This is a genomic window from Thioclava dalianensis (assembly GCF_000715505.1).
Classification (GTDB): domain Bacteria; phylum Pseudomonadota; class Alphaproteobacteria; order Rhodobacterales; family Rhodobacteraceae; genus Thioclava; species Thioclava dalianensis.
Genome location: NZ_JHEH01000064.1, coordinates 1 through 7,153 on the forward strand (window position 1 = coordinate 1; position 7,153 = coordinate 7,153).

Below are 7,153 nucleotides of genomic sequence, written 5' to 3' on the forward strand. Positions count from 1 at the left end.
GCCACTCTCCCAGCCCTCAACCCGTCACCGGAAAACCGGCCAACCTCAAACTCTCTCGGGCAAACGGCGCTAAGTCGGAGGCGCCGCACGCCCGCAACTCGCTGGTGTTGACCTGCGTTCAAAAATGGCAGAGTTTAAACATGGCCTTTCTCGCAGGCCGGTGTGCCCGCCACGCGAAGCTTTGCAGCGATCTTGATTTCGAACAGCAGACCTCATGCCATCGGCGGGTCTGATTAGCAGCGGGCACCTAGTCAGATCCGGCTTGGACATGGATCATGACAGAGAACACTAAGCTTAAGACTTTGAAACTCCTGGCGAAGCGTTACGCTAGGGCGACGGGTCATCCACAGCACGTAGCGCTCGACTTTGTTGCCAGTCGAATGGGCTTTGCTCATTGGAATGCGTTGACAGGCAGCGCCAAAGGAGAGTGGGTTCCCTCCGAAGCACAAGTTGCCACGATCAAGGCCTTCGTGGAACGGATCACTTCCTACGAGGGTGCGACCTTCGACCATATCTTCGGAAGCCCCGATGCCGTCACTCGAGGAGAAGTACGGGGGCATCCATACGAACTGAAAACAATGCTTGGTGACGTCCGCATGGATGGTGAGGGTTGGCAGATCGTGCTGCCAGAAAACCCTTTGGCCGCCCCTCGTGTCGAGATCGACATCAAGCATGCCCAGACCAGCCCGATGAACGATCGCGTGCTACGTGAAGAAGCCATCGGGATTGCGAGGGAATTGATGCAGAGCGTCAAGGCGCAGCGATTTGCCGATTGGCCACGGCGCGCCACAAAGCCGGATGCGGAAGGAAATGTGCGGCACCCGTTCTTGGAGATGGAGGAATCGAACCTCTGGTACTGCCTTCACTGCAACTCAGAGATCACCGGCCCACAGATCGCTGGAAACCAATGGCACTGTCCCAGCTGCGGCGCATCACCAATCAACATTCTTCCAGAAGCCTTCTGGCTGGGACCGAACGATGAAAAACCAGTGCCAGTCCAATCCCGCGCCGAAAGGCAAGAGATTGAACCCATCGTGTCAGTTATAGATCCGCGGCCAAGGCTTGACCTCAACAATGACCAGGTGACCCATTTGATCCGGGCTGCCCTGTTCGAGGATGCGACCAATGCCAGCGAACGCATGGGAGCAAGTCTGGCCGAAATCTGGGTTGATGACGATCTCGACGTGGTTGTTTCCTTCGAGGATCACTACTGGCCCGAGGACAAGGAGCCGACCGCTGCGATCAAAGTGGCCGCACTGCTTGGGATCGAGATTGAGTTGGAAGTTACTTGGTCGGATCCGTTGTTCGCATGGCCCGGTTTGGGCACCGTGACCCAGAGCACGGCCGAATATACGCGGTTGATGCTCGACGCGTATCGCAGTCACGGCGCGACCAGAACTAAAGACGAAATCTAGCTCGTGCGCATGTTGAACAATTAGGCGCATTCAAGGCGCTCAGCACTGGAAGGCAGGCGTGGGTGCCTTTTCCAGTGGCCCGAAGAGACTTTTAGCCCGGCGGTTTAACCCGCCGGGCCCGAGGGGGAGACCCCGTTCCTCAGAACGGGATCTCGTCGTCGCGGTCGACCAGCTCGGGGTTTTCGTTCTCGGCCGACTTCGGACGGCTCAGGAAGTCGACCTTCTCGGCGATGATCTCGCAGCCGTAGCGGTCGTTCCCCATGCTGTCGATCCACTTGGTGTAGTGAATGCGACCGTGGACGAGGACCTTCATGCCCTTTTCGCAATGCTCCGCGACCGTCTTGCCGAGACCGTTGAAGCAGGTGATGCGGTGCCATTCGGTGTCCATGACACGGTAGCCGTTCTCGTCGCGCATCACACGGCCTTCCGAGAGGCGGGGGCGCGAGGTGGCGAGGCTGAAGTTGGTGATCTTGGTGCCGCTCTGGGTGGTGCGGACTTCGGGGGTCTGACCGATGTTGCCGGCGAGGATGACGATGTTCTGCATGATAAGCTCCTGTGTTTCCTGTCTTCGGGACCGTCCCTTCGACAAGACCCTGAAAAAGCCCGTCGGGTGACGCGTGCACGGTGGACAGCATGGACACCGGACACCCCCAGAGGACCGGGGTGGAGCGGGCAGGACGCCAAAGGCGGCCAACACGGCCCGGACTGACGCGGGGTTGCGCGCAGGAGATCGAACGGGATTAGGGGATTGTCAGTCGAAGGGATGGCCCAGGAGACAGAGAGATACGGGGAGCCCATGCCAGACCATGTCCCCTTGCCCATCGGGACTGCTTTACCCCAAGCCCAGCACGCCGCTAGCGGCCCAAGTGGCTATCACCGGCTCTCGCCCCCCTGCCCTTCCGTGCTGCGGAATGCAGGGCCTTGCCGCGACGGGCTATCGATACCGGAATATTCAGGACACGGACCGCACCAACGGCTGCTTTCGATCTCGACGTACTGTCGCTCAGCGAGCTGAAGAAAATGCAGAATGACGTCGCCAAAGCGATTGCCACATTCGAAGATCGGCACAAGGTGGAAGCCCGCGCCAACGTGGAAGCTTCCGCCCGAGACCTCGGCTACTCCCTAGCCTACGGCGACCCCGAACAGCGCACCGACTCCAGCGGTCGCCGCCATGGCGAGTGCACCCCAGAGCGTGACCCTTGCAGCACCTCGAATAACACCAGCACCGCCAGCAGAAGCGCCTAATCCACCAAGAACCGCGAGGCCGAGGATCGTCGACACGGCGACCAAGAAAACGATCCGTGCATCCGGGACGACCAGTACGACGATCAAGGGCAGCACCGCACCCACGGCGAAGGTCAGCGCCGACACCAAGGCGGCCTGGATCGGGCGGGCTGTCACGGTCTCGGAGATGCCAAGCTCGTCGCGGGCATGCGATCCGAGCGCGTCACGTTCGGTCAGTTGCACGGCCACCTTTTCGGCAAGGTCTCGGTCCAGCCCTCGCTCGACATAGATTTGGGTAAGTTCTTCGAGTTCGGCCTCGGGTGTTTCCGCCAGTTCGCGGGTCTCGCGCGCAAGGTCAGCGTTTTCCGCGTCAGTCTGAGAACTGACTGAGACGTACTCGCCTGCCGCCATGGACATCGCGCCGGCCACGAGGCCAGCCAGCCCCGCTATAAGGACCTCCGGCTTTCCCGATCCTGCTGCGGCGACGCCGACCACGAGGCTTGCCGTCGACACCAGCCCGTCGTTCGCGCCGAGAACGGCGGCCCGCAGCCAGCCGATGCGATGCACCATGTGGATTTCGGAATGCGAGAGGCGGCTCATGGCGTGGCTCCTTGCGCGATGTCATCCTGCCCGGAGGAGACAGCCTTTGGTTTCGGAATAGTGGGTTCATGGGGCGCGATGCGCAGCGCGCGGAGGGCGTTCAGGATCACTGCAACGTCGATGACCTCCTGCAGGAGCGCCCCCTGCACCGGAGTGAGATAGCCGAAAGCCGCCGCGATCATGCCCATGACCGAAAGGCCGATCCCGGCGACAACGCTCTCGACAGCGATGCGGCGCGCGCCGCGCGCGATCTCGATCCCTGGCCCGAGGCGGTCGATACGGTCGACAAGCAGCACGACATCCGCCGCCTCCGCCGAGGCCGCCGCGCCCCGTGCGCCCATGGCGACGCCCACGTCTGCCGCTGCGAGCGCGGGCGCGTCGTTGACCCCGTCGCCCACCATCATCACCGGGCCGTTCTTGCGCTCGGTGAGAACGAGCAACACTTTCTGGTCCGGTGTCAGCCCGGCCCGCAGACCGTCGAGCCCAAGCCCTTCGGTCACGCGCTCGGCCACGTCGGCGCGGTCGCCGGTGGCGAGCAGGATTCGCGCGATCCCCTCGCCGCGCAGCCCGTCGAGCATGGCGCCCGCGCCGTCGCGCAGGGGATCGGACATCACGAGATGCCCCGCCATGCGCCCGTCGACCGCGACCGCGACGAGGACCGACCCGGCGGCAATGGCCGAATGATCGCCGGGCCTCCGTCCGACGCGGGATGCGACGAAGGCATCGCCGCCGACGATGACCTTCCGGCCCTCGACATGGCCCACGACGCCTTCACCCGGGATCTCAGCCACGTCCGACGGAACCGGCAGCGTGAAGCCGCGCGCCTTCGCGGCCGCAACGATGGCCTGCGCCACGGGGTGCTTGGACGCCTGGTCGAGCGCTGCAGCGAGGCGCAGTATGTCGTCCTCCGCCATCCCGTCGTGGCTATCGATCGAGACGATCTGCGGCCGGCCGTCCGTCAGCGTGCCGGTCTTGTCGAGGATCAGCGTTCGGATGCGCGCCATCGTCTCGAGCGGTCCCGCGCCCTTGATCAGCACCCCAAAATGCGCGGCACGCGACAGCCCGGCCACCAGCGCCACAGGCACGGCCAGGATCAGCGGACAGGGCGTGGCGACGACGAGCACGGCGACGGCCCGGATCGGGTCGCCGGTGAACCACCATGCAGCGAAGGCCATGCTGACCGTGACCGCCAGAAACCCCAGCGACCAACGGTCGGCCAGCCGCGACATCGGCGCCTTCGAGGCCTGCGCCTCCTCGACCAGCCGGACGATCCCGGCATAAGTACTGTCCTTGGCTTCTCTCGTCGCCGTCAGATCGAACGCCTCGCCTGCGTTTGTGGAGCCGCTCATGGCTTCGGCGCCGTGGGCGAGGCGCACTGGCAGGGACTCGCCCGTCAGCGCGGAGGTGTCGACGAAGGCCGTCTCCGAGGCCACCGTGCCATCCACAGGCACCACGTCGCCCTGACGGATCAGGAGGCGGTCGCCGGGCGCGATGTGGTCGAGCGGGATCTCCTCCAGCCCGCCGTTGCGGTGCCGGGTCGCGGTCCGCGGCACGCGGGAGAGGAGGTCGTGCATCTCGCGCCGGGCGCGGCCTTCGGCGAAGGCTTCGAGGAATGTGCCGCCGGAATACATCACCGCGACCACCGCCGCGGCGAGGGTCTCGCCGAAGACGAGCGCCGCCGACATCGACAGCGCTGCGACGATATCGAGGCCCACCTCGCCGGAGCGCAGGCTGCGCAGGATTTCGACCACGAGCGCGGCGAGCGCTGGAACGACGCCGGCGATCCAGATCAGGTTCGCTGCTTCGGGTCGGCCGGAAAAGTAGAAGACAAGTCCCGCAATCAGGCCGGTCGCGGCAATGAGCAGGATAGCGGTCTTGAAGCGGTCGGTCCGTGTCGTCTCCATGCGGCCTATCTCCCCTCGGCTGAGGCGATTGCCGCTGGCTCTTCGGAAAATAGTCGTCCGACTCCCACGCCCCGTGCGCTGGCGTCATCATCGCGCAAGAGGAACAGGGCGTCGAGCCCGCTTCGTCTTGCGAGCGCAGCACCTTTGTCCGGCCCGAGCACCATGAGGGCCGTCGCCCACGCATCAGCTTCGGCACAGGTTCTAGCCACGACGGTGACGGAGGCCGGCGACGCGATCAGCGGCGCGCCCCGCCTCGGGTCCATCGTGTGCGACAGGCGGCGCCCCTGTACCTCGACCCAGTGACGGTAGTCGCCCGAGGTGGCGACGGCGGCATCCTGCAGCGCGAGGATCGAATGCGGCGTCCGGCGCTCGGCGTCCGGCGCCTCGACCGCGATGGTCCAGGCCTCACCGTCCGGCCGGAGGCCCATTGCACGCATCTCTCCATCGATCCCGACGAGGGCATCGGAAATCCCATGATCGCGCAGCGTCTCGGCGAGCCGGTCGACGCCATAGCCTTTGGCGATGCCGTTGAGGTCGAGCTTCAGGACTGCGGCCTTGCGCACGCGGGCGTCGTCCATCTCCAGCGCCTCATGTGCCGGGCGGCGTGAGGCGGTCATCACGGCGCGGATGCCATCCGACGCGGCGGCCTCCGGTCCGAAGCCCCAGGCCGTCACCGCATCGCCCATGCCGATATCGAAGGCTCCGCCCGAGGCGCGCCCGATCTCGAGGCCGAGGCGCAGCACCTCGGCGAGGCGGGCTGGAACCGTCACCCATTCTGCCACCGGCGCCGCATTGAGCTGCATCAGGTCGCTGCCCGGGTTCCAGGTCGACATCTGTCCGTCCACCTCGTCCACGGCCGCCTGCAGCGCCGCGCGGGTCGGGGCCGGGTCGAAGTCCGGCTCCGCGAAGAACAGCGCCGACCAGCGCGTGCCCATGGTCGCCCCATTCAGGGCGTGCCTCGTCAGCTCAGTAGACATCTTCGACATACCGCCCCTCCGTCTTCAGGACCGCCGGCGTCAGCCCGGCCGGTGCGAGGATCTCGGCCAGCGCCTCGGCCACGCCGGAGGCCATGTCCCGTCCGCCGCAAACCATCACGCGCGCCCCATTTCGGATGAGCTCCGCGACCTGAGTGGCCTCGCCGCGCAGCGCGTCCTGGACATAATGGGGACGCGCCCCGCGCGAGACGGCCGTGACCAGCCGTGTCAGACGCCCCTCGTCCTGCCATCCGGGGAACTCCTCGCCGTAGAAGAAGTCACTTTCGGGATGGCGCATGCCGAAGAACAGGTGGACGGGCCTGCCGCGCGTGTTGCCGCGTACAAAGCCCGCGAGCGGCCCGATGCCGGTCCCAGCGCCGATCAGGATCAGCGGCGCACGGCTCCGGCCCGGACGGAAACCGGGGTTGCGGCGCAGGAAAGCGCTCACCGTGTCGCCCGGCTTTAGCGCCGTCAGTTGCCCCGAGCAGAGGCCGCCGGGGTGCTTCTTGACCACGATCTCGATGAAGCCGTCGCGGCGTCCGGAGGCGAGCGAGTAGAGCCGCGGGACGGCGCTTCCTTCGGGCAGAATGCCGATCAGGTCGCCAGCCTGGAACCGGGCGAACCCGCCCCCGAGCAGCCGTTGCCAGAGCGAGGCGCGCGGAAGCGCGAAGCGGAGGATCGCTGTCGGGGCCTGCACCTCGGCGCCGTAGTCGCGGCGCGAGACGAGGGTCAGCGTGGTCGTTTGCGGCTGGACAGGCCGGTGCGACAGTTCGAGTTCGATCCCGAGAGCGTCTCCGAGCGCCCGGCCCCAGCGCGCGAAATCCTGCGGCGATTGCCGGTCGATTGTGTCGAGCGGCAGAAGCTCGGGCCAACCCTTCGCCTGCGCCGCTGCCGCGACGTCCCTGGCGAAGGCGCAATAGGCCGGAAAGCTGCGGTCGCCGAAGCCGAGCACCGCCAGAGAAATGTCCGGCGCCCGGTCGGAAGCGTTCAGCCGGTCGAGAAAGCCCTTCGCCGAGGCGGGCGCCGCGCCGTCGCC

At 65.9% G+C, this 7,153-nt stretch carries 7 protein-coding genes; 2 read left to right on the top strand and 5 right to left on the bottom strand.

Features of this window, described 5'->3' with window-relative positions; all coding sequences use genetic code 11:
• Nucleotides 1–233, top strand: a 233-nt coding sequence (locus tag DL1_RS21990) for a hypothetical protein (protein ID WP_211250656.1), incomplete at its 5' end; no start/stop codon positions are given.
• Nucleotides 234–275: 42 nt separating this feature from the next.
• Nucleotides 276–1,415, top strand: coding sequence for a hypothetical protein (locus DL1_RS20075; RefSeq protein ID WP_038070012.1), 1,140 nt, complete (start codon nucleotides 276–278; stop codon nucleotides 1,413–1,415).
• Between the two features lie 139 nt (nucleotides 1,416–1,554).
• Here the strand turns inward: DL1_RS20075 and DL1_RS20080 are convergent, their stop codons facing one another.
• The 5 genes from DL1_RS20080 to DL1_RS20100 form a co-directional block, all read right to left on the bottom strand.
• Complete coding sequence (locus DL1_RS20080; RefSeq protein ID WP_008335991.1) at nucleotides 1,555–1,959, bottom strand: single-stranded DNA-binding protein; 405 nt, start codon at nucleotides 1,957–1,959, stop codon at nucleotides 1,555–1,557.
• A 578-nt stretch (nucleotides 1,960–2,537) separates the two neighbouring features.
• Complete coding sequence (locus DL1_RS20085) at nucleotides 2,538–3,239, bottom strand: VIT1/CCC1 transporter family protein (protein WP_038070015.1); 702 nt, start codon at nucleotides 3,237–3,239, stop codon at nucleotides 2,538–2,540.
• Nucleotides 3,236–5,143, bottom strand: coding sequence for a heavy metal translocating P-type ATPase (locus DL1_RS20090; protein WP_038070017.1), 1,908 nt, complete (start codon nucleotides 5,141–5,143; stop codon nucleotides 3,236–3,238). The genes DL1_RS20085 and DL1_RS20090 overlap by 4 nt, the downstream gene beginning before the upstream one ends.
• A 5-nt stretch (nucleotides 5,144–5,148) precedes the next feature.
• On the bottom strand, nucleotides 5,149–6,129 hold the full coding sequence (locus DL1_RS20095; protein ID WP_038070020.1) for an FAD:protein FMN transferase: 981 nt from the start codon (nucleotides 6,127–6,129) through the stop codon (nucleotides 5,149–5,151).
• On the bottom strand, nucleotides 6,110–7,153 hold a 1,044-nt coding region (locus DL1_RS20100), incomplete at its 5' end, for an FAD-binding oxidoreductase (RefSeq protein ID WP_038070022.1). The genes DL1_RS20100 and DL1_RS20095, both read right to left, overlap by 20 nt.